Origin of the sequence: Chitinophaga sp. CF418 (assembly GCF_900142925.1) — a bacterium.
Classification (GTDB): domain Bacteria; phylum Bacteroidota; class Bacteroidia; order Chitinophagales; family Chitinophagaceae; genus Chitinophaga.
This window is the reverse complement of the sequence record NZ_FRCN01000016.1, coordinates 101,121-118,260: the sequence shown is the minus strand read 5'-3', so window position 1 is coordinate 118,260 and position 17,140 is coordinate 101,121. Positions and strand designations below refer to the sequence as shown.

Genomic DNA, 17,140 nt, shown 5'->3' with positions numbered 1-17,140 from the left:
CTAACATTTATCAATGTAATACAATCTATTATGAAACAAGGCTTTTTTGCATGTATTTTAGCCGCTCTACTTTTAACCAGCACTGGTTGTGAAACTTCGCAACAGATCCTGAATAACCTGCCTGCCAATCTGCCAACTTCCGGAGGTCTGAGCTCTGCACAGATTGCAGCAGCACTGAAAGAAGCACTCACTATCGGCACCCAGAACAGTGCAAACAAGCTTTCTGCTGCCAACGGCTTTTTTGCCAATGCTGCATTGAAGATATTGATGCCTCCCGAGGCCCAGAAAGTGGAAAACACCCTGCGTAATGTAGGTCTGGGTAGTGTAGTGGATAAGGCTATCCTTTCCATGAACAGAGGTGCTGAAGAAGCTGCAAAATCCGCCGCTCCTATCTTCGTAAACGCTATCAAACAAATGACGATCACTGATGCCCTGGGCATTCTGAAAGGAGGTAACTCTGCCGCCACCAACTACTTCAAGGATAAAACCACCGCTGCACTCACCAGTGCTTTCAAACCGGCTATCAGCGATGCCCTGAAGAAAGTGGATGCTACCAAATACTGGTCAGATCTGTTCTCCGTATACAACAAGTTCTCTTCCACCCCGGTGAATACCGACCTTACCGCTTATGTAACTGAAAAAGCGATTGCCGGTATCTTCCAGGAAGTAGCGCTCGAAGAGCAAAAGATCAGACAGGATCCTGCCGCCCGTGTGACCGACCTGTTGAAAACTGTGTTCGGCAGCGCGCAGGCACAGCAACAAACGAAATAACAATTATCGTATCTACGGCGATCATTGTAAAAAATAGGGCTGACCAACGAAGACTTCTTTCACTTCGTTGGTCAGCCCTTATAATATATTGGGCGTCCCTTATAATGTAATCTTAACCTGTTTATATTTATATCAAGTCCACCTCAAGTCCAGCTCAATTCCATATCAAAGGCACTGCGAAGCCTCTTTAATACGGGGGAAAAGCAGGTATCCCTCCTGTAAAACGCCACCTGCATACTCCCTGGTAAAATAATATCACTTTAAGGCATTCTGGGCCAGATCATACGGTAGTCAGTTTTCGTATAGGTTGATCGCTATTATTATAATGCTTTTAACCCTTCCGGAATGTGCCCTGGTCAACACGCTTCATAAATGCGATAAGCCCGGGAAAATAATGTTTCTGATCATCCCAGCAACTGAAATGGCTGCCTTCCGGACAGTAGACATTACTTCCATTTTGTACCTGTGTGCTCATCCACTTCATATGCTCGGGGTCCATTGTATCAAACTTCGCTCCTATGGTCAATGTCGGCACCTTGATCTTAGGAAGGTCACCGCTGCGCTCCCAGTTAATGAGACGGCCACCTGGTTTGAATTCACTGGGTCCCTGCATGGTAACATAAACAGCTGCGTTAAGATGTTTGAAGGTTCTGTTGATAGCCTCCGGCCATTCAGGCAACACACAGATATGCTTTCTGTAGTATTCGTTCATTACGAGTGCCTGATATGTGCTATCTCCGTATTGATTATTGTTTTCATATGCTTCCAGTGAATCGACCAGCGACTTTCTCATTTGTCCTCTCAGCACCTTATTGTACGCAGCGTAACTATTCATGCTGGACATCATATCAGATATGATGAGCCCTTTTATATGCTGCTGATATTTCAATGCATAGTCTATCGCAAGCATGCCACCCCAGCTGTGACCCAGCAGATAGAAGTTTGTACTGTCAAGCCCTAACGCCTGACGGACCTGTTCTACTTCTTCTACATAATGTTCCATGGTCCAAAGGCTGCTATCGTTTGGCTGTTCACTGTAGTAAGATTCCAGCTGGTCGTATTCGATCAGCTCTATACCCTCCTGAGGCAAAAAGCTTTCAAAACATTCAAAGAATTCATGCGTTGCGCCGGGACCGCCATGCAACAGTAACAGTTTCATTTTGGGGTTGTTGCCGATCCGTTTTGTCCACACATGAAATTTACCCTTCGGCGTTTCTATCTCCACCATTTTTACTCCACCAGTCTGAACGCCGGAATCGTGTGGCATAAAATACTGTTGATAGTTGACTCCTTGTGGAGCCTGACTACATGCTGCGAAGAGTATTATCAGCAGAAAAATAACATTTCTCATTGAGTGTTGTTTAGGTTCAGGTTTAGAGTTGCGTATTTGCGAGAGCACGAAAGTAAATTGAAATACACTGATGCCATATCCCCAAATCAGGGGACTGCTATCACCCATTTTCCCTACACCTTTTCCAACAAAAAAATCAGGTCTACAGTTCACCTGCCCTTCAGGAAGGTCTGTTTTACCAGCTTCTCATCAAGAAATTGTATCAGCAATAAAATGACGGTGCCCAATATGAATATGGTTCCATAGCGGGAGATAAAACCCATGATCACCGCCCCTTCCCCAAAATGCACTAATGCTGCCAGGGCGCTTCCTCCGGCAAACAGGCAGCAAAAGATAATGATCAGATTAGCCCGTGTTTCCGCCATACGCTCCTTACGCGATCTCAGTTTAGCGGTCACCTTTACAGCAAAATCGCGGGGAAGATCGGGGGCAGGCTCCTTACCCAATGCCTCAAACAACATGCTGTATACTTCCAGTTCCTCTTTCTCCTCCGGCGACAAACCAGCCTTTTGACCGGCCAGACCCTTTTCCAGTAATTCCTGTAGTCTTTTATCATCCATCTCCTTCATGACAGCTCATTTTTAAGATAAACATTTAATTTCTCTTTCAATAGTTTCCTGCCTCGGAACAGGTAACTTTTTACCGTTCCTTCCGGCATACCCGTTATTTCTTCTATCTCCTGGTATGAGAACTCATTCAAATGAAATAACGTCAATACCGTTCTGTATTGCTCCGGCATCTGTGCTATCAGCCTGTTAATATACTCCGTTACGTCCTTTTTATCCAGCTGCTGTCCCGGGTGCTCACCTGCAAAGCTATAATTCTCAATGTCCGCCGGATGGGCAACGGTATTATCGTTATTATACTTCTTCCCATAATTAATCGCCGTTACATAAGCAATACGGGCAATCCAGGTAGATAATCTCGACTTATACTCAAACCGGTGCAGGTGCTGATGCACCTTCATAAAGACCTCCTGGCAGATGTCCTCCTTGTCTTCCTTTGTATTGATGATCCTGTTCACTACATGGAACACCAATCCCTGGTATTGTTTTACCAATACCTCAAAGGCCTTAAGATCTCCATGCAGGATACGCGGGAGCAGTTCCTTTTCATCAATCATGTCAGAGTAGACAACGGTTTGGCTATAAATGTTGCAAAAATTATGAGAGATTTGCAACATTTTCGGAATTCGTCTTGTCTACTGAGAAAACCGCTAAATATGTTTGCTATTATCGAAACACTTGGGAGTTTTATTATGATCATCTCCGTTTTTGCGATTATCGCCGCTGTCATTACCTCTTTTCTTAATTACCGGCTGAAAAAACGTATTCTCGACGCCGGTCCGGTAGACGAGAACACGCTGAAATTAATACCAGCCTACTCCCGGATGAACACCGAAATGCTGAAATGGGGTGTCATTCTTCTCTTTGCCGGCCTGGGCCTGATCGTCCTGGAATATATTCCGTACGACGTAGAAAAGTCCACACTTCCCTATGGTATTGAAACTGTATTCATCGCCATCGGGTTCCTCGTATACTTCTACATCGTGAAGAACAAACAGCACCAGGACTAATCTCTCCCCTCTTCGCCGGAACTATCTGTCCCTATACCAGCCCGGCTATTATCATTCACTTATTGCAATCCCTGTTTTTAAAGCCTCCTGCGCTTTAACGGGAATTGCCATGCCGTAAAAAATAGTTACCATGAAAAAACAGCTACCACCCATATGCACGGTCATCCTGCTTGCAGGCAGCCTGACAGCAATGGCGCAGACACCTGATTCATCCCGTATAAAAGGGCTAAAAACGGTTACTGTTACTGCACAAAAGCCACTTATCCGACAGGAGATTGACCGGCTTATTTATGACTTCCAGGCCGATCCTGACAGTAAAAGCAGTACTGTCCTGGAGATCATGCGTAAAGTGCCTTACCTGTCCCTGGATGCCGCCGGCAACATCCTCCTGAAAGGCAACAACAGCTACCGCATCCTGATCAATGGCAAGCCTTCCGCTCTGCTGGAAAAAGATCCCTCCCAGCTACTCCGTACCATTCCGGCCTCCACTATCCAGCAGATAGAGGTCATTACCACCCCGCCGGCCAAATATGACGGCGAAGGACTTACCGGCATCATTAACATCATCACCATTAAAAGGAAAGCAGATGGGTATAATGGCTCAATTAACGTCAGTGAAAAGTTTCCCGCCAATGGACCGGGAACAGGCGCTTCCTTTGCCCTGAAAAGCGGCAAACTGGGCATATCTGCTTTCGGTGGCGCCAGCAAGTCTGACCAGCCACATGCGAGAAACGACATGCAGCGCCATTCAGAAGGGGAGTCACCAGCCTACCTGGAACAGGATGGCGACAGGCGTACCGACCGCAAATCCGCCTATCTGGGCACAGAGATCAGCTTTGAAGCCGATAGTCTGCACCTGCTTACTGCCCAGTTCAACATCAGCGGCAACAATTCCGACGGCAAGGGCTACCTGCTTTCCAACCTTAGCAACAGCCATGCTACCCTTCAACGTTATAATCTCAACAGCGCTGATGAGGGTAAAGGCAATAGCATGGACGCGGGCCTCAATTACCAGATCAGTTCCAGGAAGAATAAGAACAATCTCCTTACATTTTCCTACCGCTATATGACCAATGGCGCCAAAAAGGGTTATGAGCAAACCTTTACTGATACTATCAATTATTCTATTCCCGGCTACCGGCAGCATGACAATGAAACGTTCCGCGAGCACGCTCTTCAGGCTGACTATGTACGCACCTTCAAAAAGTTCAGCATGGAAGCCGGCGTTAAAGGAATATGGCGTAACAATAACAGCGATTTCAGATATGAATATTATCAACCATCTTCCGGGAAGTTTGAGCCCGATCCCTCCTCTAACCGTTTCAATGGCAACCAGAACATTTTCAGTGTATATAATGCCTATACTTTCTCCACAAAAAAATGGGATGTAAAAGGCGGCGTGCGCGTAGAGCAGACATTCATGAGCGCTGCATTTCAGAGCGACTCTATGCACATCCACCAGCAGTTCCTCAATATTCTCCCTTCCCTCCTCATCAACCGGAAACTGACTAATAACAGCTCACTGAACCTGGGTGTCAGCCAGCGTTTGAAACGGCCCAATATCTACCGGCTCAATCCATTCACAGACAGGTCCAATCCTTCCAGTGAATCATCAGGTAATCCTGCTCTGCGGCCTAGCTCGATCACTGATTTCCAGCTCAGTTATAACTGGTCCGGAAAGATGTCTGTCAATGCCGGTATCAGCTATTCCTACAACAAAAATATGTTCATGGAAATAACGGCCTTTGATACAGCCCGTTATATCACCCGCACAATTATTGAGAATAATGTCAAAGGAGGCGGTCTTGGGCTAAATTACAGTATCAACTATCCCATCCTGCGCTGGCTGAACCTCAACATTAACGGTAATGCCGTCTATATCTCCGTTAAAGGAGAATCAGATGAAACAGTTGTCAGGTTACACACATGGATATATTCTGTAAACACCGCTACCTCTGTGCGTTTGAACAAAGGATGGAGACTGAATGCTTCCATGAATTACATCGGCCGCAACCAGGTGTCGCTACAGGCCTATGCCAATGCCATGCTCAGCTCCTCTTTCGGGTTTAACAAGGAACTGATAAAAGACAGGCTATCCTGCTCGGGAACCATCAATAATCCGTTTACACAATACCGTGATAGCCATATAACAATGACAGGTATCCTCTTCACACAAGACAACCACACGCAGGAATATTTCCGTACCGTGAATATGAGCGTCAATTATAATTTCGGCAAACTCAGGCAGGATATTAAAAAGAATAAACGCGGCATTAAAAATGACGACGGCAACTAATCACCCAAAGATTCCGTCAGACAGGTATGCACATTAGTTCGTATCTTTAGAGAACGACGTAACAGAAAAACATAACCCAAACGACGATCTCATGAAATTCAGGAAACTAGGTAACACAGACGTCCTATTATCTGCAATAGGTCTCGGATGCATGGGAATGAACCATGCTTATGGTGAAGCAGACGATGTTGAATCCATCGCTACATTAGAAAGGGCCATTGAACTGGGCATTAATTTCTGGGATACAGCAGATATCTATGCCAATGGTAAAAATGAAGAACTGGTAGCCAAAGTATTAAAGCCGAACAGGTCAAAAATATTCATCGCTACCAAATTCGGCTTTACCTTCACCGATGGTCAGCCTTCAGGATTTGATGGTTCACCTGCTTATATGAAAAAGGCGGTGACAGACAGCCTGAGAAGATTACAGACAGATGTGATCGATCTTTATTACGTACACCGTGTTGATCCGAAGGTGCCCATTGAAGAAACCGTGGGGGCGATGGCCGACCTGGTAAAAGAAGGGAAAGTACGCTACCTGGGCTTATCTGAAGCTGGCGTAAACTCTATCCGTAAGGCACATGCCGTACATCCCATTTCAGCATTACAGAGTGAATACTCTCTGCTGACAAGAGATGTGGAGGAACAGATTATTCCCCTCTGTCAGGAGCTAAAGATCTCTTTCGTGCCATTCAGCCCGCTGGCGCGTGGCCTTGTCACCAACACGCTGGATGTTAATACACTGAAGGAAAATGACTTCAGGAAATCATTGCCACGATACCAGGGAGAATATGCTGAGAACAACCGGAACCTGGCAGAGGCATTTGGCGCACTGGCTGCCGATAGGCATTGTACAGCCGCTCAACTGGCGCTGGCCTGGGTGCTGAATCAGGGAGAAGACATCATCCCGATCCCTGGCACCAAACGAAGAAAATACCTGGAGGAAAATGCCGCAGCAGTGAATATTACCCTTTCATCTGCCGACAAGCAGGAAATAGAAAACCTGCTGGCAAAATATCCTAATGTGGGCGACAGGTACAACGAATCAAATACAAAATTCCTGGATAAGGATTAAACAAAAGCGCCGCTGCTTATAACTGTTCAAACAGGTAATCCAGCGGCGCTTCTTCCAATACCATCCTGTTTACATTTTTTCCTTCCTGTTCCCATTTGACAAGACGGATAAAACCTTCGGCGATCTCTATACCTGTAATGTCCCCGTCACTGAAACAGCAACAGCCGGTATTAAAATAACTGGGACTTACCATTGTCTTCACAAACTGCTTCCCTGCATATTCTGCCTTTCTCTTTTCCAAAGCCTCCTGCAAGGTCTTTATGCGTTCTTCATTATGTAGTGCCGTTGCTTTCATCAGCTGTTTGGTCAGCCGGTCTACGTGATCCATAGAAGCAAATACCGGCTTATGTGTATGTCCTGATATCAACAGTATCTTCTTATATTGCTGGCTCCATTCATACATAGTGATGTTATGTTCATCCACCAGGTCAAAATTATCTGAAAGCGTGTCAAGTCTGACATCAAACAAGCGCTGGATAGGTGTCCATATTGCAGCTACAAACCACTTACTGAAGGCATTCCCGTCACTTCTCAGATCTCCCTGATGGCCATGGGCCAGAAAGATGGTTTCATCAGCGTCCTTATATTTCATCTTCAGCACCAGTCCTTCGTAAATTTTAAGTTCCTTCCCAAACAAAGGTTTCAGATACATATCTCTTGGCACCTGGTAGTTCCATTCCAGGTCATGGTTGCCCACTATCCTGTAATAACGTCCTTCCTGCAGAAAGCGGGCTTCTTCCAACAGGGATATCCTGTTCTTCTCCACTACTACAGAGGGCGTATTCTCCCACAGTTCTTCACAATCTCCCAGGTTCACCAATGTAAAACCCTTTTCGTAGTAGTGGCGTAAAGCAGCAAGGTAAGAGGCTTCTGCCAGCATAAAATCGTCCGATCCGTCTTTGCCTCCTTTATGCTGATCTGAAAAAATGATCATGGAAGTCTTCTCATAATCACATGTCAATACAAGTCCCTTGTCCTTTTTTCCATCACATATCTGTTTATACAGTTGGGATAATGAATCGAATACCAGCTGCTTGTCCGGTTTGGAAGATACCGAGTTTGACAACTGTACTATTATGTTTCTTATAAATTTCTTCATATGTAATGGCCAAGATTGCTAACCGTTCTGGCATAGTTTTTCAGGCATCTAAGTAAAACATAAAACAATGAACCGCAAAACATTTTATATCACATATAATGGGGAGGAAACCCGGGTTGACGTTGACGATACCGGAGAGCAGCGGACATTCCTTGTATATATAGCCGGCGAAGACGGCCATCTGGATATCAGTATTAAGACAGATGAGAATGGCAATGAAAACTGGTATGAAGGAGAGCAACTTACGCCCCGGGCAAAAGAGTTACCTCACTTCTGCTTGTCCATGGCTGGTCGGTATTCTGACAAAGCTCAAATGCTTCCTGCAGATCGTTTACATCCACATCAGCGATATGCCGCAGATTTTCGACCTTTACCTCATCACCAATCAGTGGAGAGTCCAGGGTATAGTCGGGATTAAAGTATACTCTTACCATATTAGTCTATTTCCTGTTTTGGTTTATTAACTGAGCGCTTATATAATTTAATCAGTTTATCATCACAAAAAGGATTCCAATTCATCCCATACGTCCTGTTTCACTTTAACATTTCTTTTAAGGTTACCTTTTGCCTGTTTGCGGTATAAAATGTAAACACCATTTATGCGTATTCCCCTATATTTAATGGCACCAGTGCTGCTGGCTGCCGCATGCTCAACTGCGCCGTCAAGCCTTTCAAAAGAGGAAGAATCTTATGTAGCCACGGCTGATTCCACGGGTTTAGCCAATGATATTACTTCTCTTAATTCTCCCTCCCGTAAAAGGGTTCGGACTGCCGATGTACGATGTCGTGTCAGCAATGTATTCAATTCATTGTCAGTGCTGGAACATACCGTTATCGGAGTGGATGGAATGATCGCAGAAAGTACGATGCATAATGATGTGGCGATGACACAAGATGTACCTTATTCTGCTGATTCATTAAAACGTATACAATTGTATACACCCACAGCGAATCTCACCTTACGTGTACCCGTGGCTAGTCTTGATTCTGTCGTGCATACATTGACGTCTATGGCGACCTTCATTGATTATCGCGCATTAAAAGATGAGGACAAAACACTGCTCTATCTTTCCAATTCATTGAAGAACGATGCGCCCCAACCAGCTGCATTAAAGCCCGCAGGGAAAGGTACCCCGTTAGACGTGGCCACTTACCAGAAACAGCAATATGAGGAAGGCACAGACCGCAGCATTGCCAACCTGGCTATCCTGGATGATGTACACTATGCTACATTCTCTGTTCAGCTATTTCAGCCACAGCAGGCAGATATACAGGTGATCGTTAACCCTGACAAGGTTACCCGTGCCGGTTTGGGTACAAGAATATTGACAGCCCTGACTTCAGGTATGGAAACGCTCAGTAATCTTTTCGTATTCCTGCTTTCCTGCTGGCCGTTTCTTGTAGTGATGATCGCAGGTTGGTTTGGGTACAGGAGAATGATTGTAAAAAATTAAAGCTGTTTTGAATTGTTGAAAGTGTCCTGTAAACCGGGGCACTTTTCTGCATATAGTTAACTGTCCCCTCCCCTCCCACCGAACCCCATAATAACCAGCCATTTATATTTTTCTTCCCCATTTTATGGAATCCTGTTAAGCCCCGCATCATACAGCCGGAACATGGACCACCGGAATCGCTATATTTATATCACCTAAAAACTGATACCTTGAAATTTACTTTACTCCTTCTTTTACTTCCCACCCTCGCAGCCGCGCAGGTACGTAGCAGTGTGGAGCCCATCATCTCCGAGGACTATATGGAGCAGGTAAGAAAACTCAGAGGTAGCATAGACCCGGTAGATTCTGTCAGCAATAGCAGAAATACCCCTCTGAAGCTGAAAGGTCAGTTCTATCCTGACTTTCCCATCAGGCGTATAAAAATGTTGGACAATTATCTGCAAATATCACCACAGTACACACGCTATCTTTCCCTTTCAACCAGCTATAGCGGGACTGTAGAGATCAAAACCCACAACCGGTTGCCGGAACTTCAAACCGATTATGTGCAGGGCCGCTCTGTAAATGGAGCCTCGGCCTGGAGAGGACCTGAAACAGGGGAAATGTTTAGTTATGGCCCCAATATACATGCGCTTGAATTTGATGGCAGCAACTACCCTTATGACCAGAGCGGAAGACTTGTTTCATTGGGTACAGGGAACGGAAAAACCGCCACTGCATATAACAATAACATTTTCAGGACCGCCATTGCCCACTCTCATCAGTTGAAGCTATCGGGAGAGCTTTTCAGATATGGTAAACGCACCTGGAACTTTGGCCTGAAGCTGGGACAGACTAACGAGAATATGATCATTAAGGAGAATAAAAGCATCTCACAGACGTTGGCAGCCGATGTTGGGACCAGCATCAAATGGTTGTCCATCAAAGGTGCCTATATGTATAACCATGACCAACTTTCTAACGGCAATAGAACTGGCTTTCTGAACAGAGCTTATCAGAATGCGCTGCTTACACCGGCATCTTTCAGCAACATACAAGGCACCATGAATGGAGAGGCACAACGCAGTTACAGTAATACGGCTGATAATCCCTGGTTCCTGCTTAAAGATAACAGCAATCGTTACCGCTTTACAGAACAGAATGCATCCCTTGTTTTAGGCATGAAGACGTCTCAATTTGATATTAAACTTACCCAATCTCTCCAGCATGTACTGGAAAACACGATTGAAAGCTATAAGCCAGGTACTGCAGGATGGGCCAATGGTATGTATACAGACAGGGATAAAAGAGATTTTAACTATCTGTTACAATCACAGGGACTCTACGACATTGAATATTTTGATGATCACTTTAACTCCCAGCTGGGCTTATACTACACCTATGGTAATGCGAATACCCGCATCAGGTATAAACCAGACGGAAGCCTGTATAATTATCAACGTTCATCACATGACGCCTTCCTTACTCTTAGCAACACCTATCGCGGGGATGACTTTGAATTAAAAGTAAACGCCGGGAATAAATTGTATCTTTCCAATACAGCATCAAAGAATGACTTTGTCTTACCTGCTTTTGACGTTGCACTGAAAATGTGGAATATCCTTCCCAGCTTTGAACTGAATATATCATCCTCCTATCATGAAGTTAGCAGCGAACTGGCTATTGACAAATCCCTGGCATATACCAATCTGCTCCAATACCCGACCGAACAGGTTTTCAGTTATCGTCCTGTTACAGAGGCGGTCGGCTATAAAGGCCTGACGCCTGTCAATCAAAGGGAATGGACCGGTGGGCTAAGCCTGGCGTATCAGTATATATTACAATTCTATGCCAATGTCTATATTAAGAATACCCGTAATGATGTTTTCCCTGTTTACAGTAATGGAACACTGCACTTAAAGAACATTGCAGACCTGAGGAATAAAGGGATTGAACTATCGTTATATGTCAATAATAACAACTACAGAAGAGGCGTTCGCCTTTCCGGCACGCTTTCTTTCTTTGCGTATAACACCACTGTAACACGCGTCAATGAGGGGGACAATTTTACACCAATTGCTGGATTCCGCAATGTTCACAAAGCACTTGTACAGGGACAACCATTAGGTGTGATCGTTGGTAACACTTATCTGAGAGACGCTTCCGGCAACGTAGTGATCGGGGATGATGGTTTTCCCCTTGTAAATCCTGTACCACAGGTCATTGGCAATCCGATACCGGATTTCATCGTAAAGTTTAATAACAACCTGAGCTGGAAGAAATTTACCCTGCAGGCCGACTGGGAATGGAAGAAAGGTGGTGAAACCTGGAATGGCACACAGGCAGCGCTTGATTACTATGGAAGAGCTGCCATTACCGGTACACAGAGAAATATCGTCAACTATATATTCCAGGGTGTACAGCAAAACGGTCATGTAAATGATATACCCGTCAGCTTTTATGATGCCTCCCAGCCAGTGGAAAAGAACCGCTGGACCAGGTATGGATTGTCGGGGGTAGCAGCGTCATATGTGCAAAAGACGGATTACCTCAGGCTCAACAACGTTAATCTAAGTTACAGGTTTAACCTGCATCGTAGTAAACAGGTGCTCACCCTGTCCACCTATGTGCACAATATCCTGCTGTGGTCAGCCTATAAAGGAGCAGATCCGGATCAACTGCTGTTTGATCAGCCCAATACCACAGGTCTGGACTTTTTTAACCTGCCTGCAATAAAGACTTACGGATTTAACGTTTCATTCCAATTTTAAGCCCCATGAAGAATTATAAAAAAGCTTATACCTTACTGATACTGTTCCTGCTTGCATTTATGGGTAAAGGAATGGCACAGCTAGCGGCATACAATGATAATAAAGAAAAGATCTATATACAGACCAACCATGTATTTTTTAAACCCGGTGATGATCTGTTTTTTAAAGTCTACCTGGTAAATGCAAAGAACCAGCTTGTTTCTGTGATCAGTAATGTAGTGTATGTGGAGATAGTAGGGCCTTCCGGCAGCGTATTAGAGAAAATGAATTACAGGGTTGAAGAAGGTTATGCTGAAGGGCATTACGAGTTTGGCCAGTCAGCTACCGGAGGCGTGTATAAGATAAGAGCTTATACTACCTGGATGAGGAACGAAAAAGAATCGACCTGGTTTACCAAAGAGATCACCCTGCAAAAGGTGATCGCTCCCAGGGTCATGATGAAGCTCGACTTTCCCCGGAAGGGCTATGGTCCGGGAGATGCGGTGGTAGCAGCTTATTCCATCCGTGATCTATCCAATAAGGCCATTCCAAATTATGAGATAAAATATACGGTATCACTCGGTGGGAAAAGCATCGAAAATGCAAAGGCCAAAACCGATGCAGAGGGCAAGGCAAATATCAGTTTCAAACTACCCGCTGATCTGAATACCAATGATGGCATCCTGAACGTCACTGTCAACTACGGTGCTTATACGGAAGCTATTTCAAGAAGTATCCCGATTGCGCTGAATAAGCTCGATCTGCAGTTTATGCCAGAGGGAGGTACTCTCATTGAGAATATTCCTACCAATGTCGCTTTTAAGGCTATCAATGAATATGGTAAACCTGCTGATGTAAAAGGAGAAGTGCTTGACAACCTCGGGAATGTAGCCGCTACCTTTACCAGCTACCATGATGGCATGGGACAGTTCTCTTTCACCCCACAGGCAGGGAAGACCTACAGCGCGAAGATTATTTCCCCTTCGGGGATAAAACAGCCCTTTGATCTGCCGGCTGCCGCGAAGAAGGGCATCGTTATGAACATTGACAGGAAGGAAAAACTGTTACAGTTCAAAATAAACGCGACGCAGGACATGAAAATAAGGCTGATTGGCCAGAGCAAAGATGACGTGTATTATCGTAAAGAGATTTCGCTTAAAAAGGGAGAACAACTAATTGACGTAGCCCCTGCAGATTTCCCCGCTGGTATCGCACGTTTCACCATTACCAATGAGCAACGTATCCCGCTCGCAGAAAGAATTGTATTCCTGCATCCCAATAGAATCTTACAGGTAAAAATTACCGCAGATAAAAGTAAATATCTCCCGCGTGAAAAGGTGACGCTTCATCTTAAAACACTGGATGAAAACGGGAAGCCTGTACCGTCCAATTTCTCACTGTCAGTAATAGATGACAAATTATGGTCGCTTGCTGATGATAAACAGGACCACATCCTATCCTGGTTGCTGATGAGCTCTGAACTTCATGGTAAGGTAGAAGAACCTCAGTTCTATTTCAAACAGGAAGAAAAAGCAGCTATCCCTTCACTCGACCTGGTCATGCTGACACATGGCTATCGCTACTTTGACTACATCGACTATATTGAAAAAACAGGCAAGCCCAAATATAATCCTGACCTGAATAATGTACTGAGTGGAATTATACTGGATAAAAATGGCAACCCGGTAAAATCAACAGTATACCTTATCAGTGGTACGGACAAACGTATCTATACCAGTGGAAATGCGGTGCAGCAGACCACAGGCGACGACGGTCTTTTCTTCTTTACTGATATTACTCCTGCCCTGAACTATCACCTTATAGCGCGCTCCGTCCGTAAAAAAGAACCAGTTACCATCAAGATACTGGAACAGGGCACTGGTTATGCACCTATGCCCGCCAGGAAGACAAAAGATCCGTTTGATGATGACGACCGCCTGCCTGCTCCACTGATGGCATTCAATCAAGGGCAGGAACACAAGGCTGATAAAGTTAAAGAATTATTCCCCGATGGTGATGAGAAACGGCTCCAGGAAGTTGTTGTCATAGGCTTTGGAACACAAACCAAAAGGGTGCTTACGGGTTCTATGGTAACGGTGAGTCAAGAGCAAATTGTTTCTGCTAGTCCATTGCAGCAGTTGCAGGGCAGAGTTGCAGGCATGATGATCACACAGTCCACAGGAGCTGCCGGTAATGTTGCCCAGATAAAGATCAGAGGTGCCAATTCCGTTTCCGGATTAGATCAACCCTTGTTCGTCGTAAATGGTATTCCTTTCAGGAATCTGGAGGATGCAATTAATACTATTGACATTGAAACCATCGACGTTCTTAAGGGTGCTGATGCTACCGCGATATATGGCAGCCGGGGAGCAAATGGGGTCATCCTCGTTACTACCAAAAATGCCAAAACGCCGAAGACTATTATCAACCTGGACCGGACTTACTATTATGCCTCACAATCCGTACAGGTAAAGAAGGATGCATATACCATAGCAAGACGCTTCTATGCGCCTAAATACTATTCTCCGCAGACAACAGAAAGGGATGACTTCAGGGAAACAATCTATTGGAATCCCGTAGTACAAACAGACAAAAATGGAGACGCTCAGATAGAGTTCTATAATTCCGATGCTACTACCACTTTCCGCGCTATTGCTGAAGGCATCGGTTATAACGGTAAGCTTGGCAGAACGGAAATGACTTATGCAGTACAGCCGCCTATGAGTGTGGATGCCAAGATACCGCCTTATATGACCATTGGCGACAATGCACTTATTCCGCTCGTTATCAGGAACAGCAGCAATAAAGCTATTTCTGCCAATATCAGTGCAGCCCTGCCACAAAATATGGTTGCCGGTAACTATAACAGTACTGTCGACATCGCGGCAGACAGTGCCACACAGGTACTCATTCCAGTAAAGGCCATCGCTACTGTCAAGGGTGACATCAGGTTTATTGTCACGACGGCAACAAACACAGAAACGCTTTCCCTGCCAATTACAGTAACCAGCAACGGCTTCCCGGTTATTACTACTATTTCAGGGAATAAAGCGACTACAACTAATTTCACGATCAGTAACATGATGGCCGGCAGTCTGGCAACAGAATTGAAAGTATTTAACAATCTGGAAGGACAGCTGCTGAATGATATAGAATCTATGCTAAGAGAGCCTCATGGCTGCTTTGAGCAGACATCTTCCAGCACATATCCTAACATTTATATTCTGAAATACCTCCGTTCAAATAACAAAAGCAATCCGGACATTGAGAATAAAGCACTGACCTATATCAAAAATGGTTACCAGCGGTTGATTGGATTTGAAACTGCAGAAAATGGCTTTGAATGGTTCGGTAAAACACCAGCACATGAAGCGCTCACTGCCTATGGCCTGCTGGAGTTTACTGACATGCAGGAGTTCATTAATGTCGATAAAAATATGCTGGCCCGTACAAAGAAATTCCTGTTAAGCCGAAGGGATGGTAAAGGCACATTTAACATCGTTAAAAACGGGTATGATGCTTTTGCAGCAGTGCCCAACAAGATCGCCAATACCTACATTGTATATGCACTCACCCAGGCCGGTATTGGAAACGAAATACAGCTGGAATATGAAACAGCCATTAAACAGGCATTGAATAGTAAAGATGCCTACCAGCTGGCAATGATGGCGCTTGCCGCCAGCAACATGAAGAATGAAAAAGATTTCTCTCAATTGATGAAGGCACTGCAGGAAACCAAACTCCGGTCAGAAACAAGCGTGACGAATTCAAGAGAGTCATCACTGAGAGTAGAAACAATGGCACTTTATGCCCTGGCGCTTACAAGAGAAAAATCTCCGGACATGGCCGCCATTGCAAATGTAGTATCACGCATACTGGGTGAAAAGACCTACTATGGATATGGATCCACACAAGCCACCGTACTGGCACTGCAGGCTATTGTTGAATACAGGCGATTGCTGGGTGAGATTGCAGCGGCATCAAAAATGGAAATAACAGTAAACAACCAGGCAACGGTTGCAGGAAAGAATATCATCAACAATATCAAAGAAGGAGATAATACCTTCTCTGTAAGATACACAGATGAAAAAGACGCGATCCCATATCAGCTGGAGCTGGCTTACTATACATTACTTCCACCTGATAATCCGGAAGCAGAACTGAAGTTATCGACCCATCTCTCTGCTACTGATACAAAAGTGGGTGAAACGGTAAGATTACAGGTAGAAGTGAAAAACATCAAAGACTATCTGCAGCCAATGAGCATCGCCAAGATCGGAATACCAGCCGGCTTAACAGTACAGCCGTGGCAATTAAAAGAGATCACGGAAAAAAACCAGGTGGCCTACTACGAGATCTTCGATAATTACCTGGTGTTATACTGGATGGGATTTGCAGGAGGAGAAACAAAGCAGATCAATCTTGACCTTAAGGCGGAAATTGCAGGCCAATACAGAGGAAAAGCAAGTACTACCTATTTGTATTATATGCCTGAATACAAACACTGGAACCCAGGTACTGAGATAACAATAGCACAATAATTCTGGCATAATGATGGCAACAGAGGCTGTTCCGCTCCGGCGGACAGCCTCTTTCATTTGTATCATACAGAATATTTTACAGCACAGCAACGATATATATTCCTCAACTTTACTAAAATCGTATATGCCAGCAACAGGTTGAGACTTCGGTCCGGGCCTATAAAACACGAAGGTGAGGCTGCCGGAAAAGAGTGTTAAGTAACACTATTTCGATGTGCATTACACATATATATAAATCATATAAATCC

General features: G+C 44.8%; 12 protein-coding genes. 7 read left to right on the top strand and 5 right to left on the bottom strand.

Annotated elements, in window-relative coordinates; all coding sequences use genetic code 11:
• Positions 1 to 30 precede the first annotated feature (30 nt).
• Entirely contained in the window at positions 31 to 771 is a 741-nt protein-coding gene (locus tag F3I09_RS29430) for a DUF4197 domain-containing protein (protein WP_149698634.1), read from the top strand.
• A gap of 331 nt (positions 772 to 1,102) precedes the next feature.
• On the opposite strand, the gene F3I09_RS29425 is transcribed toward F3I09_RS29430, so the two are convergent.
• The 3 genes from F3I09_RS29425 to F3I09_RS29415 all read right to left on the bottom strand — a co-directional run bounded on the left by F3I09_RS29425 (position 1,103) and on the right by F3I09_RS29415 (position 3,245).
• Complete coding sequence (locus F3I09_RS29425) at positions 1,103 to 2,122, bottom strand: proline iminopeptidase-family hydrolase (RefSeq protein ID WP_149698633.1); 1,020 nt, start codon at positions 2,120 to 2,122, stop codon at positions 1,103 to 1,105.
• Positions 2,123 to 2,271: 149 nt separating this feature from the next.
• Positions 2,272 to 2,691 carry a hypothetical protein gene (locus F3I09_RS29420; RefSeq protein ID WP_149698632.1) on the bottom strand — a complete coding sequence of 140 codons (420 nt, stop codon included), beginning with the start codon at positions 2,689 to 2,691 and terminating at the stop codon, positions 2,272 to 2,274.
• Entirely contained in the window at positions 2,688 to 3,245 is a 558-nt protein-coding gene (locus F3I09_RS29415) for an RNA polymerase sigma factor (RefSeq protein ID WP_149698631.1), read from the bottom strand. The genes F3I09_RS29420 and F3I09_RS29415 overlap by 4 nt, the downstream gene beginning before the upstream one ends.
• Before the next feature lie 99 nt (positions 3,246 to 3,344).
• Here F3I09_RS29415 and F3I09_RS29410 point away from each other — a divergent pair, with 99 nt between their 5' ends.
• The 3 genes from F3I09_RS29410 to F3I09_RS29400 all read left to right on the top strand — a co-directional run bounded on the left by F3I09_RS29410 (position 3,345) and on the right by F3I09_RS29400 (position 7,069).
• Complete coding sequence (locus F3I09_RS29410) at positions 3,345 to 3,698, top strand: hypothetical protein (RefSeq protein ID WP_149698630.1); 354 nt, start codon at positions 3,345 to 3,347, stop codon at positions 3,696 to 3,698.
• A 130-nt stretch (positions 3,699 to 3,828) separates the two neighbouring features.
• Complete coding sequence (locus F3I09_RS29405) at positions 3,829 to 5,994, top strand: outer membrane beta-barrel protein (protein WP_149698629.1); 2,166 nt, start codon at positions 3,829 to 3,831, stop codon at positions 5,992 to 5,994.
• A 91-nt stretch (positions 5,995 to 6,085) separates the two neighbouring features.
• A complete protein-coding gene (locus tag F3I09_RS29400) occupies positions 6,086 to 7,069 on the top strand; it encodes an aldo/keto reductase (RefSeq protein ID WP_149698628.1) in 984 nt (327 codons plus the stop codon).
• A gap of 16 nt (positions 7,070 to 7,085) precedes the next feature.
• Here the strand turns inward: F3I09_RS29400 and F3I09_RS29395 are convergent, their stop codons facing one another.
• The gene (locus tag F3I09_RS29395; RefSeq protein ID WP_149698627.1) at positions 7,086 to 8,168 is read right to left on the bottom strand and encodes a metallophosphoesterase; all 1,083 of its coding nucleotides are present in this window, start codon (positions 8,166 to 8,168) and stop codon (positions 7,086 to 7,088) included.
• A 242-nt stretch (positions 8,169 to 8,410) separates the two neighbouring features.
• The gene (locus tag F3I09_RS29390; protein WP_149698626.1) at positions 8,411 to 8,602 is read right to left on the bottom strand and encodes a hypothetical protein; all 192 of its coding nucleotides are present in this window, start codon (positions 8,600 to 8,602) and stop codon (positions 8,411 to 8,413) included.
• Positions 8,603 to 8,767: 165 nt separating this feature from the next.
• Between F3I09_RS29390 and F3I09_RS29385 the strand changes: the two genes are divergently transcribed.
• From F3I09_RS29385 to F3I09_RS29375, 3 genes are all read left to right on the top strand, one after another.
• Complete coding sequence (locus F3I09_RS29385; RefSeq protein WP_149698625.1) at positions 8,768 to 9,622, top strand: DUF4349 domain-containing protein; 855 nt, start codon at positions 8,768 to 8,770, stop codon at positions 9,620 to 9,622.
• A gap of 209 nt (positions 9,623 to 9,831) precedes the next feature.
• On the top strand, positions 9,832 to 12,372 hold the full coding sequence (locus tag F3I09_RS29380) for a hypothetical protein (RefSeq protein WP_149698624.1): 2,541 nt from the start codon (positions 9,832 to 9,834) through the stop codon (positions 12,370 to 12,372).
• Positions 12,373 to 12,377: 5 nt separating this feature from the next.
• Positions 12,378 to 16,892, top strand: coding sequence for a TonB-dependent receptor plug domain-containing protein (locus F3I09_RS29375; RefSeq protein ID WP_149698623.1), 4,515 nt, complete (start codon positions 12,378 to 12,380; stop codon positions 16,890 to 16,892).
• The last annotated feature ends 248 nt before the right edge of the window (positions 16,893 to 17,140 follow it).

What these genes read in the sequence shown, in the direction of transcription:
- F3I09_RS29410 (WP_149698630.1), top strand. Translation starts at nt 3,345, where the DNA reads ATGTTTGCTATTATCGAAACACTTGGGAGTTTTATTATGATCATCTCC.
- F3I09_RS29420 (WP_149698632.1), bottom strand. Translation starts at nt 2,691, where the DNA reads ATGAAGGAGATGGATGATAAAAGACTACAGGAATTACTGGAAAAGGGT.
- F3I09_RS29400 (WP_149698628.1), top strand. Translation starts at nt 6,086, where the DNA reads ATGAAATTCAGGAAACTAGGTAACACAGACGTCCTATTATCTGCAATA.
- F3I09_RS29405 (WP_149698629.1), top strand. Translation starts at nt 3,829, where the DNA reads ATGAAAAAACAGCTACCACCCATATGCACGGTCATCCTGCTTGCAGGC.
- F3I09_RS29425 (WP_149698633.1), bottom strand. Translation starts at nt 2,122, where the DNA reads ATGAGAAATGTTATTTTTCTGCTGATAATACTCTTCGCAGCATGTAGT.
- F3I09_RS29395 (WP_149698627.1), bottom strand. Translation starts at nt 8,168, where the DNA reads ATGAAGAAATTTATAAGAAACATAATAGTACAGTTGTCAAACTCGGTA.
- F3I09_RS29375 (WP_149698623.1), top strand. Translation starts at nt 12,378, where the DNA reads ATGAAGAATTATAAAAAAGCTTATACCTTACTGATACTGTTCCTGCTT.
- F3I09_RS29390 (WP_149698626.1), bottom strand. Translation starts at nt 8,602, where the DNA reads ATGGTAAGAGTATACTTTAATCCCGACTATACCCTGGACTCTCCACTG.
- F3I09_RS29385 (WP_149698625.1), top strand. Translation starts at nt 8,768, where the DNA reads ATGCGTATTCCCCTATATTTAATGGCACCAGTGCTGCTGGCTGCCGCA.
- F3I09_RS29430 (WP_149698634.1), top strand. Translation starts at nt 31, where the DNA reads ATGAAACAAGGCTTTTTTGCATGTATTTTAGCCGCTCTACTTTTAACC.
- F3I09_RS29415 (WP_149698631.1), bottom strand. Translation starts at nt 3,245, where the DNA reads ATGATTGATGAAAAGGAACTGCTCCCGCGTATCCTGCATGGAGATCTT.